Here is a 15,804-nt window from a genome sequence, read left to right on the forward strand (position 1 = left end):
CTGTCTTACTTCTCCTCGGTACGGGTCTGGGTGACGGCGGGTTCGTTTCCGCCCAGCAGCAGGTACAGGACGGCCATCCGGATGGAGACTCCGTTTGCGACCTGCTCGACGACGGTGCAGCGGTCGGAGTCGGCGACCTCGGCGGTGATCTCCATGCCGCGGACCATCGGGCCGGGGTGCATCACGACGGCGTGCTCGGGCATCCGCGCCATGCGGTCGCCGTCGAGGCCGTAGCGCCGGGAGTACTCGCGCTCGGTCGGGAAGAAGGCGGCGTTCATGCGCTCGCGCTGCACGCGCAGCATCATCACCGCGTCGGACTTGGGCAGCGTGCTGTCGAGGTCGTACGACACCTCGCAGGGCCAGCTCTCGATGCCGACGGGCACCAGGGTCGGCGGGGCGACGAGGGTGACCTCGGCGCCGAGGGTGTGCAGCAGGTCGACGTTGGAGCGGGCGACCCGGCTGTGCAGGACGTCGCCGACGATGGTGATGCGCTTGCCTTCGAGGTCCTGGCCGATCCCGGCGTCGGGGCCGATCAGGCGGCGGCGCATGGTGAAGGCGTCCAGCAGGGCCTGGGTGGGGTGCTGGTGGGTGCCGTCGCCGGCGTTGACGACGGCCGCGTCGATCCAGCCGGAGTTCGCCAGCCGGTACGGGGCTCCGGAGGCGCCGTGCCGGATGACCACGGCGTCGACGCCCATGGCCTCCAGGGTCTGGGCGGTGTCCTTCAGGGATTCGCCCTTGGACACGCTCGAACCCTTGGCGGAGAAGTTGATGACGTCCGCGGACAGCCGCTTCTCGGCGGCCTCGAAGGAGATCCGGGTCCGGGTGGAGTCCTCGAAGAAGAGGTTGACGATCGTGCGGCCGCGCAGGGTCGGCAGCTTCTTGATCGGCCGGTCGGCGACCCGGGCCATCTCCTCGGCGGTGTCGAGGATCAGGACGGCGTCGTCGCGGGTGAGGTCGGCGGCCGAGATGAGATGACGCTGCATCTGTCAGGCTCCGTAAGGCAGTTCAATCGGGAGATTCGGGGCAGACGGGCGCGCATGTGCGCGCACTGAGCCGGCGTACGACAGCGGCGTACGCCTGGAGCGCTACTGGGCGGCCGGCTTGGCACCGAGCAGCACGGTGTCGCGACCGTCCTCCTCGGCGAGCTGGACCTTGACCGTCTCCCGCAACGACGTGGGGAGGTTCTTGCCGACGTAGTCGGCGCGGATGGGCAGTTCGCGGTGACCGCGGTCGACGAGGACCGCGAGCTGCACCGCGCGGGGGCGCCCGATGTCGTTCAGGGCGTCGAGGGCGGCGCGGATCGTGCGGCCGGAGAAGAGGACGTCGTCGACGAGGACGACCAGCTTGCCGTCGATGCCGTCACCGGGGATCTCGGTGCGGGCCAGCGCACGCGGCGGGTGCATGCGCAGGTCGTCGCGGTACATGGTGATGTCGAGCGAGCCGCAGGGAACCTTGCGCTCGGTGATCTGCTCGAGCTTGTCGGCGATCCGCCGGGCGAGGAAGACGCCCCGGGTCGGAATGCCGAGGAGCACCACGTCGTCGGCGCCTTTCGCGCGTTCGACGATCTCGTGGGCGATGCGGGTCAGTACCCGCGCGATGTCGGGGCCTTCGAGAACGGGCCGGGCATCGGAGGGTGTGCCGTGCGAGTCCATACGAAACGGACCTCCTTCTCCGCCTCACGGGACGGACCTTAAAGGACGTCGGGATTGCGCCATCCACGGTAGCAGGCCCTCGCCGCCACCCGGACGGCCCCCTCGGATCACCCACTCGGCCTAACAGAGTGCCGATACCACGGAAGAGTCGGTGCGGACCATTCGGCTTGACGCGGCAGAGTAACGCTGCGTAACCTCACAGTGAGTTACCAGCCGCGCGGCCTGGCACCCACGCCAGACGCGTCGACACAGTGCCGGGGAGCTATATGTCCAGCGAATACGCCAAACAGCTCGGGGCCAAGCTCCGGGCGATCCGCACCCAGCAGGGCCTTTCCCTCCACGGTGTCGAGGAGAAGTCCCAGGGACGCTGGAAGGCGGTCGTGGTCGGTTCGTACGAGCGCGGCGACCGTGCCGTGACCGTGCAGCGCCTTGCCGAGCTGGCGGATTTCTACGGCGTTCCGGTGCAGGAGCTGCTCCCGGGCACCACCCCGGGCGGCGCCGCCGAGCCGCCGCCGAAGCTGGTCCTGGACCTGGAGCGGCTGGCCACGGTGCCGGCCGAGAAGGCGGGCCCCCTTCAGCGCTACGCGGCCACGATCCAGTCGCAGCGCGGTGACTACAACGGCAAGGTGCTCTCGATCCGCCAGGACGACCTGCGCACACTCGCCGTCATCTACGACCAGTCGCCCTCGGTCCTCACCGAGCAGCTGATCAGCTGGGGTGTCCTGGACGCGGACGCGCGTCGCGCGGTGGCGACCCACGACGAGGGCTGACCGTTTTTCGCAGCTGGCCGAGGGTCAGCAGAAACGTGCCGCCGGGGTGGCCGAAACCGTATGGGTTTCGGCCACCCCGGCGCCGTTGTGAGGGCCCGGCAGCCCTGGACGGCAGGGGAACGCCGGAGGGCCCGCGGCAGTCACGCTGCTGCGGGCCCTCCGGCGTTCTGTCTGGCTTTCAGGCCTCGTCGCGGCGGAGTGAGGGCTTGAGCTCCTTCAGCCGTCCGAGCAGGCCGTTCACGAACGAGGGCGACTCGTCCGTGGAGAACTCCTTCGCCAGCTGCACCATCTCGTCGAGGACGACGGCGTCCGGGGTCGCGTCGACCCAGATCAGCTCATAGGCGCCGAGCCGCAGGATGTTGCGGTCGACGACCGGCATCCGGTCGAGCGTCCAGCCGACCGAGTACTGGGCGAGCAGCTCGTCGATGCGCTTCGCGTGCTGCGCGTAGCCCTCGACCAGCTCCATCGTGTACTCGCTCACCGGCGGCTGCCGGCTGTCGGCCCGGGAGTGCCGGACCCAGTCGGCGAGGACCGTGAGGACCTCGGCGCCGCGCTGGTCGCCCTCGAAGAGGATCTGGAAGGCGCGCTTGCGGGCCGTGTTGCGGGCAGCCACGGTTAGCTGTTCACCCGGCCGAGGTAGTCGCTGGTGCGGGTGTCGACCTTGATCTTCTCACCGGTGGTGATGAAGAGCGGGACCTGGATCTGGTGGCCGGTCTCCAGCGTGGCGGGCTTGGTGCCGCCGGTGGAGCGGTCGCCCTGGACGCCCGGCTCGGTCTCCTGGACGGTCAGCTCGACGGCGGCCGGCAGCTCGACGAAGAGCACCTCGCCCTCGTGCTGGGCGACCGTGGCCGTGAAGCCCTCGACGAGGAAGTTGGCGGCGTCGCCGACGGCCTTGCGGTCGACCATGAGCTGGTCGTAGGTCTCCATGTCCATGAAGACGAAGTACTCGCCGTCCATGTAGGAGAACTGCATGTCGCGCTTGTCGACGGTGGCCGTTTCGACCTTGACGCCGGCGTTGAAGGTCTTGTCGACGACCTTGCCGGAGAGCACGTTCTTGAGCTTGGTGCGCACGAAGGCCGGGCCCTTGCCGGGCTTGACGTGCTGGAACTCGACGACGGACCAGAGCTGGCCGCCTTCGAGCTTGAGCACCATGCCGTTCTTGAGGTCGTTCGTGGAAGCCACGGTTGCGGAATCTCCTGGACTGACGTACGACCCCGGGGCACGCACCTGCCTACAGGGCGAGCAGCTCCTTGGTCGTGATGGTGAGTAGCTCGGGTCCGCCATCCGCCTCTGGGCGGACGACGAGCGTGTCATCGATCCGGACGCCGCCCCGGCCCGGGAGGTGGACCCCGGGTTCGACGGTGACCGGCACGCAAGCGTCCAGTTTACCCATGGCCGCGGGACTCAATTGAGGGTCCTCGTCGATTTCGAGCCCGACCCCGTGTCCGGTGAGCGCCGTGAGGCCCTCCGTGTACCCCGCGGAGTCCAGGACCTGACGGGCGGCACGGTCGACGTCCCGGCAGGCGGCGCCGGGTACCAGGCTCTCACGTCCGGCACGCTGCGCTGCGAAGACCAGGTCGTACAGCTCGATCTGCCAGTCCGCGGGGGCCGTGCCGATGACGAAGGTACGGCCGATCTCGCAGCGGTAGCCGCGGTACGTCGCCCCGAGGCAGACCGAGAGGAAGTCGCCCTCCTCGACGCGGCGGTCGGTGGGCCGGTGGCCGGGCCGCCCGGCGTTCGGCCCCGTGCCGACGGAGGTGGGGAAGGCCGGGCCGTCGGCCCCGTGATCCACGAGGCGTCGTTCGAGCTCCAGGGCGAGATGGCGCTCGGTCCGCCCGACGAGGATGGACTCCAGGAGTTCGCCGAGGGCCTGGTCGGCGATCTCGGCGCCGATGCGGAGGCAGGAGATCTCCTCCTCGTCCTTGACGACCCTGAGTTGCTCGACGGCACTGCCGAGGTTGGCCAGGCGCAGCCGGGGGGCGACCGACCCGAGGGCGCGGTGCCGGGCCACGGTGAGGTGGTGCTCCTCCACGGCGAGGGAGTCGGCGCCCTGGCGCGCGGCGAGGCCGGCGGCCGCGACGGCCGGGTCGCCTCCGCCGGCACCGTGCAGGGTCTGTACGCGCAGGGCCTCGTCGGGGCGCTCCTGCGTGGAGCGGTCGGCCGTCGGGCCGGCACACACCAGGAGGTCCTCGGTCTTGCCCAGCAGGAGAACGGCGCCGTGCGGGGCCGCGCCCGCGAGGTAGCGCACATTGGCGGGGCGGGAGACCAGCGCCGCCGCGCTGCCGCCCGCGTTGCAGTATTCCCTCAGACGCGTCCGGCGGGCCGCGTACACCTCTGACATGACCCGAGCCTACGAGCGACGGGGGGATGCCGCCGGTCGGGAGGGCCGAGTGGGGGTTGTCTCCGGGGCCTGCGCCTTCTCGCCTGTGGTGGGTCGGAGCCGCGCCGGGGGTGTCCGTCCTCGGAACGGTGCGATGGGGTCGGATACCGACTGACTGTCCGTTGACGCGCCAACCGCTGCGGGCGGACACCCCCCGACACGTCCCCTTCCGTGCGTACGCGGCCGCGGGCGCGTCGTGGTTGCCCCAGCTGCGGGCAGTCGTGCCTCCCCCAGTGCCTTAAGGGCCTGGGAGGTGCCCCAGGCGGCACGGGTGGGCGCAGCGGCACCCCGCTCCGCCGGGCTGCGCAACGCCCCGGTCCCAGCAGCAACGCCCAGGACACCGGAACGCCGGGTTACCACGCCGACTACCACTGCGGCGGACTCGCGATGGACCTGGCCAGTACATCGTCCAGCACCCGCGCCGTCTCCGGCACATCCAGCTGCGAGTTGTCGATGATCGGCAGACCGGACCCGTACCACCCGGCCATCCGTCCATGGATACGGGCGACCTCCTCGTCCGACAGCCGCCGATTCCCCGTGCGCTCCGCGTTGCGTTCCAGGACGATGTCCAGCCCGGGCAGCAGGACGACCGGCAGCAGGCCCGGCCCGACGTGCCGCTTCCAGCCGCCGAGGCCGACGACGGGCCGGTCGGGAAAGACCGCGTCGTCGAGGATGCAGGAGATGCCGTTGGCCAGGAAGTTCCGCGCGGCGAAACCGCAGGTGCGGCGGGCGAGGCGGTACTGCGCCTCGGAGTTGTCGTTCCACCCGGACTGCGGGTCGGCGAAGCCGGAGCGGACCCACTCGCGTACATCGTCGAGGCTGATGTGCGCCGTGGGGACCCGGCGATGGTCTGCCCAGTACTTGGCGACGCTGGTCTTCCCGGCGCCGGCGGGCCCGATGAGCAGCACGGCGAGCGTCGTACCGGCCGGGTCGGGAACCGCCGCCGCGGGCGGGGGGCTGGGCATGGCGACCGGACCGCCGGGCGGCAGCGGCACATGGCCGGTGGTGTCCGGCGGCGGAGGAACGGAGGCCGGCGGCGGGGGTGCGGCCGGCCCGGGCGGGGGCACGGGATAGCCGGGCGGCGGGGGCACGGGCGCGGGGCCCTGGTGCGCGCCCGGGTGCTGCGGGCCCGGGTGGTGTGCGGCCGGCGACCAGCCGACGGCCGGTCCGTGCCCCGGCTGGTGGGGCGGCGGCAGCGGAGAACCCACTGCGTGCTGCATCCGGTGCCACTCCGTCTCGTACAGGCGATGGGCGCTGAACAGCGGGGGCGGAACCCGCTGCTACCGAACGGTACCGCCCCCGGCCGGTGTTGTGTGAACGGCCGGGGGCGGTCCGAAGTGCCCGGTCCTGTAAGGCGGTTTCGGGCGGAAGGCGCGCCTGGTTACTTACTGTCCGACTTCGCCGTACGCGGCGAGCAGCACGGCCGGGTCGGGTCCTTCCAGAACGGTGGGCTTGGCCAGACCGTCGAGGACGATGAAGCGCAGCAGGTCGCCGCGGGACTTCTTGTCGACCTTCATGGTCTCCAGCAGCTTGGGCCACTGGTCGTGCCGGTAGTGCAGCGGCAGCCCGACGGCTTCGAGCACGGTGCGGTGGCGGTCGGCCGTGGCGTCGTCCAGCCGCCCGGCGAGACGGCCCAGTTCGGCGGCGAAGTGCATACCCACCGAGACCGCGGCGCCGTGCCGCCACTTGTAGCGCTCGTTCTTCTCGATGGCGTGGCCGAGCGTGTGGCCGTAGTTGAGGATCTCGCGCAGGCCCGACTCCTTCAGGTCGGACGACACCACGTCGGCCTTGACCCGGATGGAGCGCTCGATGAGCTCGGCGGTGTGCGGGCCGGCCGGGGTGCGGGCCGCCTCGGGGTCGGACTCGATCAGGTCGAGGATCACCGGGTCGGCGATGAAGCCGGCCTTGATGACCTCCGCGAGTCCGGAGACGTAGTCGTTGACCGGGAGGGAGTCCAGCGAGGCCAGGTCGCAGAGCACGCCCGCGGGCGGGTGGAAGGAACCGACCAGGTTCTTGCCCTCGGCGGTGTTGATGCCGGTCTTGCCACCGACGGCCGCGTCGACCATGGCGAGCACGGTGGTCGGGATCGCGATCCAGCGCACCCCGCGCAGCCAGGTGGCCGCCACGAATCCGGCCAGGTCCGTGGTCGAGCCGCCGCCGACACCGACGATGACGTCCGTCCGGGTGAACCCGGACTGGCCCAGCGCCTTCCAGCAGTAGGCGGCGACCTCGGCGGTCTTGGCCTCTTCGGCGTTGGGCACCTGGATGGCGACCGCCTCGTAGCCCTGCCCGGCCAGGTCGGCGCGCAGGGCGTCGCCGGTCTCGGCCAGTGCCTCGGGGTGGACGATCGCGACCCGCTTGGCCCTGCCGCCGATCAACCCGGGCAGTTCGCCGAGGAGTTGCCGGCCGACGAGGACCTCGTAGGGCTCGGTGCCCGCCGTGCCGCCGACCTGGATCCGGGTCACTGCCTCACTCATGCTTCCTTCAACTCCAGTGCGTCCAGGGCTGCTCGGGTGACCTCTTCGGGGGTGCGGCCGTCGGTGGCGACCACGGCCGTGGCGACCTCTTCGTAGAGGTGCCGGCGGGCCTCCATCAGCTCGCGCCACTGCTTGCGCGGATTGATGGCGAGCAGCGGCCGGGCCGCGTTGAGGCCGGTGCGCTTGACCGCTTCTTCGACGTCCATCGACAGGTACACCACCCGCTGCCCGGCGAGCAGCGCGCGGGTGTCCGGGTCGAGGACGGCGCCGCCGCCCAGTGCCAGCACACCGTCGTGCCCGGCCAGTGCCTCGCGCACGGCCTGCTTCTCGATCGCGCGGAAGGCGGACTCGCCCTCCTCGACGAAGATCTCGGCGATGGTCCGGCCCTGCGCGGCGACGATGTCGTCGTCGGTGTCCCGGTAGCCGGTCCCGAGCCGCTCGGCCAGCAGCTGCCCGACGGTGGACTTGCCCACGCCCATCGGGCCGACCAGCACGATCAGCGGGCTCATCGGATGGCCAGGTTGTCGAGGTAGGACCGCACGTTGCGGCGGGTCTCGGCCACGTTGTCGCCGCCGAACTTCTCCGCGACCGCGTCCGCGAGGACGAGGGCGACCATGGCCTCGGCGACGATGCCGGCGGCGGGCACCGCGCACACGTCGGAACGCTGGTGGTGGGCGGCGGTGGCCTCGCCGGTGACGACGTCCACCGTTTTCAGGGCCCGCGGCACGGTCGCGATCGGCTTCATCGCGGCCCGGACGCGCAGCAGCTCACCGGTGGACAGCCCGCCCTCGGTGCCGCCGGAGCGGCCGGTGGTCCGCTTGATGCCCTCGTCGGTCGCGACGATCTCGTCGTGCGCCTTGGAGCCGGGGACGCGGGCCAGGTCGAAGCCGTCGCCGACCTCGACTCCCTTGATCGCCTGGATGCCCATCAGGGCGGCGGCCAGGCGGGCGTCCAGTCGGCGGTCCCAGTGCACGTGCGAGCCGAGGCCGACCGGCACCTCGTACGCCAGCACCTCGACGACGCCGCCGAGGGTGTCGCCGTCCTTGTGGGCCTGGTCGATCTCGGCGACCATCGCCTTCGACGCGTCGGCGTCCAGGCAGCGCACCGGGTCCGCGTCCAGCTTCTCCACGTCCGCGGGCGTCGGGTACACGCCGTACGGCGCCTTCGCTGCCGCGAGTTCCACGACGTGGGAGACGATCTCGATGCCGGTCGTCTCCTTCAGGTACGACCGGGCCACCGCGCCGAGGGCGACCCGGGCCGCGGTCTCACGCGCGGAGGCGCGCTCCAGGATCGGACGGGCCTCGTCGAAGCCGTACTTCTGCATCCCCGCGAGGTCGGCGTGACCCGGCCGGGGCCGGGTCAGCGGGGCGTTGCGGGCGAGGCCGTCGAGGATCTCCGGGTCGACCGGGTCGGCCGCCATGACCTGTTCCCACTTCGGCCACTCGGTGTTGCCCACCATGATCGCGACCGGGGAGCCGAGGCTGAGGCCGTGCCGGACGCCGCCGAGGAAGGTGACCTCGTCCTGCTCGAACTTCATGCGGGCACCGCGCCCATAGCCCAGGCGCCGCCTCGCGAGATGGTCCGCCACCATGTCCGTGGTGATCGGCACGCCGGCGGGAAGGCCCTCCAGCGTCGCGACGAGTGCGGGACCGTGGGATTCCCCCGCGGTCAGCCAGCGCAACCTGCTCAACGGTGCTCCTCAGTGTTCGCGGCGTGCTTACTGCCCAGCGTACGCACCTCATCGCGTACGGCGACGGCCCGACCGGGTGCGCGGCCCCGGTCCGCCACCCACGATCCTGCCACGTCCGAAGCGTGGACCCGGCCGCCGGTCCATCAGGCGGACGAGGCCGGGCCGCCGGTCTGCCGCTGCGGCGCGTACGCGCCGAGGAAGTCCGCGCCGCTCGGCTGCTGCGCGGTCTGCGTCTGCTGCGGTGCGTGAGTGCCCAGGTGGTCGGCTCCGCTGCCCTGCTGCTGCGCCTGCTGTGGTGCGTACTCCCCCAGGTAGTCCGCTCCGCGTCCCTGCCCGTACTGGGCCGCCGCGTGGACGGGCCCGCCGCTCCGCACGGCACGCCGGTAGGCGATCTTGCGCTTGATCTTGACCGCCCAGGACGCGAGGACCGCGAGCACGATCAGGGCGAGCACCGTGATCTGCACCCAGTCGGGCAGGAATCCCAACAGGGACTCGAATATCTGGGACTTGACGGATGCCTGAGGCATGCCGGTGGACATGGCTGGTTCTCCCCTCCCCTGTTCCGCCCCCTGCGGAACCGAGAGCGGATCTTATCGGGCCGCCAGTGCGCGCTCGCCCGCTTTTCGCATGGCGTCCAGCGGGGCCGGGGCCCGCCCCGTCATCTGCTCGACCTGCAGTAGGGCTTGGTGCACCAGCAGGTCGAGGCCACTGACGACCGCGCCGCCGTACGCCGACCAGCGGGCGGCGAGGGCGGTCGGCCAGGGGTCGTAGAGCACGTCGAACAGGGCCGTCGGGCGCTCCGGGACGGATCGGGCGAGGGCGTCGGTGGCACCCGCCGGCGTGGTGCTGATCACCAGCGGGGCGTGCAGGGCCTGCTCGGCGTCCGCCCAGTCGGCGATGCGCACCGAGACCTCCAGTCGCTCGGCCCACTGCCGCATCTCGGCGGCCCGGGCCTCGCTGCGCACGTACACGGCGATCTCTCCCGGGCAGACCCGGGACAGCGCGGCCAGTGCGGACGAGGCGGTGGCGCCGGCGCCGAGGATGGCGGCGGAGTCGACCTCCTCGATGCCGCGTTCGTGCAGCGCGGCGACGATGCCGGGGATGTCGGTGTTGTCGCCCACACGTCGCCCGTCCTTGGTGAACACGACGGTGTTCACCGCCTCCACCGAGGCAGCGGTCTCGGTGACCTCGCCCAGCAGCGGGATGACGGCCCGCTTCAGCGGCATGGTCAGCGACAGCCCCGCCCACTCCGGGCCGAGCTTCTCGATGAAGCCCGGCAGCGTCGCTTCGTCGACCTCGAAGCGGTCGTACGACCAGCCGGTCAGTCCCAGCTCCGCGTAGGCCGCGCGGTGCAGCACCGGGGAGAGGGAGTGGGCGATGGGACTGCCGAGCACCGCGGCACGGCGGGCTTCAGTTGCCCCTGGTGGCATTGAACTTGTCCTTGAGCTTCTCGAACTCGGTCCGGTTCTTGGCGAACTCGGTCTTGCTGACGCCATCGGTCGCCACGAAGTAGATCCAGCCGTCCTTCGTCGGGTTCAGTGCCGCCCGCAGCGCCACGTCTCCCGGGTTGTCGATCGGACCGGGCGGCAGACCCTTGTTGGTGTACGTGTTGTACGGGTCCTTGTTGCTGTTGATCTCGGACTCGCTGATGTGGATGTTGCTCTCGTTCTTCAGGTAGTTGAAGGTCGAGTCGAACTGCAGCAGCTGGTTGGTCTCCGTGTTGGTGGGCTTGAGGCGGTTGTAGACCACCTCTGCCATCCTCCGGAAGTCGTCGTGCGTCTTGCCCTCGGCCTGGACGAGGCTCGCGACGGTGATCAGTTGCCACGGATTCTCGAGTCCCAGGCTCTCGGCCTTCTTCTCGACACCGAGCTTCTCGTACGTCCTGGTGGCCCGCGCCACCATTTGCTTCAGCACGGCCTCAGGCTTCTGTCCCTTGCTGACGCCGTAGCTGGAGGGATACAGGAACCCTTCCAGCGGGTCCTTGACGTCCGGGTGGTTCATCGCCCAGGCGGGCAGTCCGAGTTTCTTGTAGTCCTTCTTGGCGACCGCGGCGGTGGTGCCCTCCTTGACGCCCAGCCGCTTGTCGATGAGGCGGTAGACGTCGGCGTTGCGCCTGCCCTCGGCGACGATCAGGTTGTCGCGGCTCTTGGGGCTGAGCATCAGTTCGACCGCACTGTCGGCCGACATTTGCTTTTGCAGCGTGTACACGCCGTCCTGGATGGTCTTGCCCTGCGGATTGCTCTCCTGGGCAGCGACAAACGCGTCGACGCTCTTGACGACCCCCGCGTCCTTCAGCACCTGGCCGATCTTGTAGCCGAGCGCGCCCTCGGGGATCTCGACGGACACTTCCTGCCCGTTGCCGTCACCCGCGTAGTCCGGCGCGTCGCCGAAACGATCCTGGAAGAACTGGTAGCCGAAGTAGCTGACACCTGCCAGTCCGCCGCCGAGGACCAGGACGACCACGAGGCAGGCCGTTCCGTTGCGGCGCTTCTTGGGCTTGCCGCCGCGTCCCCGCTGGTCGTCGCGCCGACGGCGGTCGCCCGGCTCGTCGGCGTCGTCATCGTCGTCACCGCCCGCGAAGAAGGCGTGCTCACCCTGGTCGGGGCCGGGGTCCCAGTCGGTCTCCGGCTCCGGCTCGGCCCGCCGCCGGCCGGGCGGCTCCGGTGGCGGATACGCGTCGGGGGTGCCGTAGTAGTCGGACTGGCCCTGGCCGTACGCATCGGTTTGCTGACCGTACGGGTCGGAGGGATCGCCGGGATAGGAGACCTGCTGGTGCGGGCCGGTGGCCCAGCCGCCGTTGTCGTACTGCTGCTGGTGGTATCCAGGGTCCTGCTGGTACCCCTGGTCCTGCTGGTACCCCTGGTCCTGCTGGTACCCCTGGTCCTGCTGGTGTCCCTGGCCTTGGTGCCCCTGGCCCGGGTACTGCTGATGCCCGTGGGCCTGTGCCCCGTACTGCTGCTGGTCGTACTGGTGCTGCTGCGCTTGACCGTATCCGGCCTGCTCACCGGTGCCCCAGTCGCCGTACTGCGGCTGCTGCGGCTGCTCTGGATAGTGCTGTGGCTGGCCGCCGTAGGGAGGCTGCTGACCCTGGTGGGCCTGCTCTCCTCCCCATCCGCCGTCCCCGTACAACGGGTCCTCCGGATGCCACGGTTCGGAGCCTTGGCCCCGGCCATACTCAGTCATCGATCCCCTAGAGCCGCGAGGCGGCGGTCACGCGGCTTCCGGCTCGGCTCCCGTCCCGCCTCTTGCTGTGCGGTGGCTGTTCGAATGCCGCCGCATCGCGCGGAACGTTACCGTATCGCGATCAGATGACCACTTCGACGCCTTCCCCGGGTGCTTTACCTGACATCCGTTCGGATTCAAGCGCCTGTTGCAGGATGATCACCGCCGCCGCCTGGTCGATGACGGACCGTCCCTTCTTGGACTTCACGCCCGAAGCGCGCAGTCCCTGACTGGCCGTCACCGTCGTCATGCGTTCGTCCACGAGTCTCACCGGAACCGGGGAGATCATGCGCGCCAGTTCCTGGGCGAAGCCCCGGACCTTGACCGCGGCCGGGCCCTCGCCGCCCTTGAGGGAGCGCGGGAGACCGACCACGACCTCGATGGGCTCGTACTCCTCGACGAGCTGCTTCAGCCGCCGGTGAGCTGCGGGGATGTCACGACCGGGGACCGTCTCCACCGGGGTGGCGAGGATCCCGTCGGGGTCGCACGAGGCGACCCCGATACGGGCGTCCCCGACGTCGATCGCGAGTCGACGTCCTCTGCGCATCTTCCCGACCCGTTTCTTACTTGGCCGTCTCGGCGACCAGGCGCTCCACGGCGTCCACGGCGTCACCGATCGCGGCCGGGTTCTGGCCGCCGCCCTGGGCGACGTCGGGCTTGCCGCCACCGCCGCCGCCGAGGGTCTTGGCGGCCGTACGGACCAGGTCACCGGCCTTCAGGCCGCGCTCGCGGGCGGCCTCGTTGGTGGCGATGACCGTCAGCGGCTTGCCGTTCGCCACGGTGAACAGGGCGACCACGGCGGCCCGTCCGCCCTGGATGCGTCCGCGCACGTCGAGCACGAGCTTGCGCAGGTCGTCGGCGGTCGTGCCGTCCGGGACCTGGCCGGTCACGACAGCAACGCCCCGGACGTCCTTGGCGGACTCGGCGAGACCGGCGGCGGCCTGGAGGACCTTCTCGGCGCGGAACTTCTCGATCTCCTTCTCGGCGTCCTTCAGCTTGCCGAGCATGGCGGAGACCTTCTCCGGGAGCTCCTCCGGGCGGCCCTTGATCAGCTCCTGGAGCTGGGCGACGACCGTGTGCTCCCGGGCGAGGAAGTTGTAGGCGTCGACACCGACCAGGGCCTCGATGCGGCGGACACCGGAGCCGATGGACGACTCGCCGAGCAGCTTCACCAGGCCGAGCTGGGCGGTGTTGTGTACGTGCGTGCCGCCGCAGAGCTCCTTGGAGAAGTCGCCGATGGTCACGACGCGCACGCGCTCGCCGTACTTCTCGCCGAACTCGGCGATGGCGCCCTGCTTCTTGGCCTCGTCGATGCCCATGACGTCGGCGCGGACGTCCAGGTCGCGGGCGAGCACCTCGTTGATCTTCTGCTCGACGTCGGTCATCACGGCCGTCGGGACGGCGGACGGGGAGCCGAAGTCGAAGCGGAAGCGGCCGGGCTGGTTCTCGGAACCGGCCTGGGCGGCCGTCGGGCCGAGGGCGTCGCGCAGGGCCTGGTGGGTCAGGTGCGTGGCCGAGTGGGCGCGGGCGATGGCCTTGCGGCGGCGGTCGTCGATGGCGGAGTGGGCCTTGGCGCCGACGGTGACCTCGCCGACCTGGACGACGCCCTTGTGCACGTAGACACCCGGGACGGGCTTCTGGCAATCGCGGACCTCGATGACGGCACCGGAGTCGGTCTTGATCTTGCCGGTGTCGCCGATCTGGCCGCCGCCCTCGGCGTAGAACGGGGTGCGGTCGAGGACGATCTCGACCTCGTCGCCCTCGGTGGCGGCCGGGGAGGAGACGCCGTCGACGAGGATGCCGACGACCGTGGACTCGCCCTCGGTGTCGGTGTAGCCGATGAAGTCGGTGGCGCCGGCCCGGTCGGCGATCTCGCGGTAGGCACCGAGATCGGCGTGGCCGGTCTTCTTGGACTGGGCGTCGGCCTTGGCGCGCTCCCGCTGCTCCTTCATCAGGCGGCGGAAGCCCTCCTCGTCCACGGAGAGGCCCTGTTCGGCGGCCATTTCCAGGGTGAGGTCGATCGGGAAGCCCCAGGTGTCGTGGAGCAGGAAGGCCTTGTCGCCGGGCAGCACGGTGGAACCGGCGGCCTTGGTGTCGCTGACGGCGGTGTCGAGGATGTTGGTGCCGGCCTTCAGCGTCTTGAGGAAGGCGTTCTCCTCGGCGAGGGCGACCTTCTCGATGCGCTCGCGGTCGGTGATGAGCTCGGGGTACTGCTGGCCCATCATGCCGATGACGACGTCGATCAGGTCCTTGACGACCGGGCCGGTGGCGCCGAGCAGGCGCATGTTGCGAATGGCGCGGCGCATGATGCGGCGCAGCACGTAACCGCGGCCCTCGTTGCCCGGGGTGACGCCGTCGCCGATGAGCATGGTGGCGGTGCGCATGTGGTCGGTGACCACGCGCAGGGACACGTCCGAGGAGTGGGCGTCGCCGTAGCGGACGCCGGTCAGCTCGGTGGCCTTGTCGATGACGGCCATCGAGGTGTCGATCTCGTACATGTTCTGCACGCCCTGCAGGATCATGGCGAGACGTTCGAGGCCGAGGCCGGTGTCGATGTTCTTGCTGGGCAGGTCTCCGAGGATCTCGAAGTTGTCCTTGCCGGTGCCCTCGCCCCGCTCGTACTGCATGAAGACGAGGTTCCAGATCTCCACGTACCGCTCGTCGTTGACGGCGGGGCCGCCCTCGGCGCCGAACTCGGGGCCGCGGTCGTAGTTGATCTCGGAGCAGGGGCCGCACGGGCCGGGGACGCCCATGGACCAGTAGTTGTCCTTCATGCCGAGGCGCTGGATGCGCTCCTTCGGCACGCCGACGACCTCGTGCCAGATGCGCTCGGCCTCGTCGTCGTCCTTGTAGACGGTGATCCACAGGCGCTCGGGGTCAAGGCCGTAACCGCCCTTGTCCTGGGGGCTGGTGAGCAGCTCCCAGGCGAGCTGGACGGCGCCTTCCTTGAAGTAGTCGCCGAAGGAGAAGTTGCCGCACATCTGGAAGAACGTGCCGTGCCGCGTGGTCTTGCCGACCTCTTCGATGTCGGGCGTGCGCACGCACTTCTGCACGCTCGTGGCGCGGGCGAAGGGCGGCTTGACCTCACCCAGGAAGTAGGGCTTGAAGGGCACCATGCCGGCCGGGACGAGGAGCAGAGTCGGGTCGTCCGCGATGAGCGACGCCGAAGGGACGACGGTGTGACCGCGCTCCTCGAAGAAGCTCAACCAGCGGCGGCGAATCTCAGCCGACTCCATCAGTGGTCCTCATTCCGGTTGTACGAATTCTTCTTGTACGTGGACGACGTGCTGTCGATGACGTACGTCTTCGGCTCTGTGCGGTTCTCGATGGCGGCGTACCGCCGGGGCGCGGGGAGTTCGGGGTCGACGGGGGCGTTGAGCCCGAGCACGTCGCCCAGTTCGGCCTCCCGCTGGGCCATGTTGTCGCGGACGTCGAGCGCGAAGTCGACCGCGCGGTCCTTGAGCCGGTGGCCGGCCTCGAGCGCCTTGTTGCCCGCGGCTTTGGCGAGGCTCTCGGGCGTCAGCTGCTTCAGCTTCCGGTTGACCTTGGTGGTGGCCCACACTCCGGCGGCGACGCCGGTGGTGAACCAGAACGTACGGCGGAACATCGCTGG

The 15,804-nt window shown here is 70.4% G+C and carries 16 protein-coding genes; 1 reads left to right on the forward strand and 15 read right to left on the reverse strand.

All coding sequences use genetic code 11. From position 1 onward, the window contains the following. Positions 1–5: 5 nt before the first annotated feature. Positions 6–983, reverse strand: coding sequence for an aspartate carbamoyltransferase catalytic subunit (locus tag ABZ192_RS35870; protein WP_356928659.1), 978 nt, complete (start codon positions 981–983; stop codon positions 6–8). A gap of 102 nt (positions 984–1,085) precedes the next feature. Beyond that, the gene (gene pyrR / locus ABZ192_RS35875; protein ID WP_356928660.1) at positions 1,086–1,652 is read right to left on the reverse strand and encodes a bifunctional pyr operon transcriptional regulator/uracil phosphoribosyltransferase PyrR; all 567 of its coding nucleotides are present in this window, start codon (positions 1,650–1,652) and stop codon (positions 1,086–1,088) included. 266 nt (positions 1,653–1,918) lie between these two features. Between pyrR and bldD the strand changes: the two genes are divergently transcribed. Further along, positions 1,919–2,422 carry a transcriptional regulator BldD gene (gene bldD, locus ABZ192_RS35880; RefSeq protein WP_003988955.1) on the forward strand — a complete coding sequence of 168 codons (504 nt, stop codon included), beginning with the start codon at positions 1,919–1,921 and terminating at the stop codon, positions 2,420–2,422. A 178-nt stretch (positions 2,423–2,600) separates the two neighbouring features. Here the strand turns inward: bldD and nusB are convergent, their stop codons facing one another. From nusB to ABZ192_RS35945, 13 genes are all read right to left on the reverse strand, one after another. Beyond that, positions 2,601–3,035, reverse strand: a complete 435-nt coding sequence (nusB, locus tag ABZ192_RS35885) for a transcription antitermination factor NusB (protein ID WP_356928661.1) — start codon at positions 3,033–3,035, stop codon at positions 2,601–2,603. Between the two features lie 2 nt (positions 3,036–3,037). Further along, a complete protein-coding gene (gene efp / locus ABZ192_RS35890; protein WP_010046444.1) occupies positions 3,038–3,604 on the reverse strand; it encodes an elongation factor P in 567 nt (188 codons plus the stop codon). Positions 3,605–3,653: 49 nt separating this feature from the next. Beyond that, positions 3,654–4,763: an aminopeptidase P family protein gene (locus tag ABZ192_RS35895; protein ID WP_356928662.1), complete on the reverse strand. Its 1,110-nt coding sequence runs from the start codon at positions 4,761–4,763 to the stop codon at positions 3,654–3,656. Positions 4,764–5,167: 404 nt separating this feature from the next. Beyond that, entirely contained in the window at positions 5,168–6,022 is an 855-nt protein-coding gene (locus ABZ192_RS35900) for a Pro-rich N-terminal domain-containing protein (protein WP_356928663.1), read from the reverse strand. 165 nt (positions 6,023–6,187) lie between these two features. Continuing rightward, positions 6,188–7,279, reverse strand: a complete 1,092-nt coding sequence (gene aroB, locus ABZ192_RS35905) for a 3-dehydroquinate synthase (RefSeq protein WP_356928664.1) — start codon at positions 7,277–7,279, stop codon at positions 6,188–6,190. Further along, entirely contained in the window at positions 7,276–7,788 is a 513-nt protein-coding gene (locus ABZ192_RS35910) for a shikimate kinase (RefSeq protein WP_086854794.1), read from the reverse strand. The genes aroB and ABZ192_RS35910 overlap by 4 nt, the downstream gene beginning before the upstream one ends. After that, positions 7,785–8,969, reverse strand: a complete 1,185-nt coding sequence (gene aroC / locus ABZ192_RS35915; RefSeq protein WP_356928665.1) for a chorismate synthase — start codon at positions 8,967–8,969, stop codon at positions 7,785–7,787. Before aroC ends, ABZ192_RS35910 begins: the two co-directional genes overlap by 4 nt. A 143-nt stretch (positions 8,970–9,112) precedes the next feature. Continuing rightward, complete coding sequence (locus tag ABZ192_RS35920; RefSeq protein ID WP_356928666.1) at positions 9,113–9,508, reverse strand: hypothetical protein; 396 nt, start codon at positions 9,506–9,508, stop codon at positions 9,113–9,115. A gap of 51 nt (positions 9,509–9,559) precedes the next feature. Further along, entirely contained in the window at positions 9,560–10,399 is an 840-nt protein-coding gene (locus ABZ192_RS35925; protein ID WP_356928667.1) for a shikimate dehydrogenase, read from the reverse strand. Further along, positions 10,380–12,152 carry an endolytic transglycosylase MltG gene (gene mltG, locus ABZ192_RS35930; protein ID WP_356928668.1) on the reverse strand — a complete coding sequence of 591 codons (1,773 nt, stop codon included), beginning with the start codon at positions 12,150–12,152 and terminating at the stop codon, positions 10,380–10,382. The genes ABZ192_RS35925 and mltG overlap by 20 nt, the downstream gene beginning before the upstream one ends. A 121-nt stretch (positions 12,153–12,273) precedes the next feature. Further along, complete coding sequence (ruvX, locus tag ABZ192_RS35935) at positions 12,274–12,738, reverse strand: Holliday junction resolvase RuvX (protein WP_356928669.1); 465 nt, start codon at positions 12,736–12,738, stop codon at positions 12,274–12,276. Positions 12,739–12,754: 16 nt separating this feature from the next. Beyond that, entirely contained in the window at positions 12,755–15,427 is a 2,673-nt protein-coding gene (gene alaS / locus ABZ192_RS35940; RefSeq protein ID WP_356928670.1) for an alanine--tRNA ligase, read from the reverse strand. Continuing rightward, the gene (locus ABZ192_RS35945; protein ID WP_356928671.1) at positions 15,427–15,798 is read right to left on the reverse strand and encodes a hypothetical protein; all 372 of its coding nucleotides are present in this window, start codon (positions 15,796–15,798) and stop codon (positions 15,427–15,429) included. Before ABZ192_RS35945 ends, alaS begins: the two co-directional genes overlap by 1 nt. Between the last annotated feature and the right edge of the window lie 6 nt (positions 15,799–15,804).

Source organism: Streptomyces sp. NPDC006235, assembly GCF_040613735.1.
GTDB lineage: Bacteria > Actinomycetota > Actinomycetes > Streptomycetales > Streptomycetaceae > Streptomyces.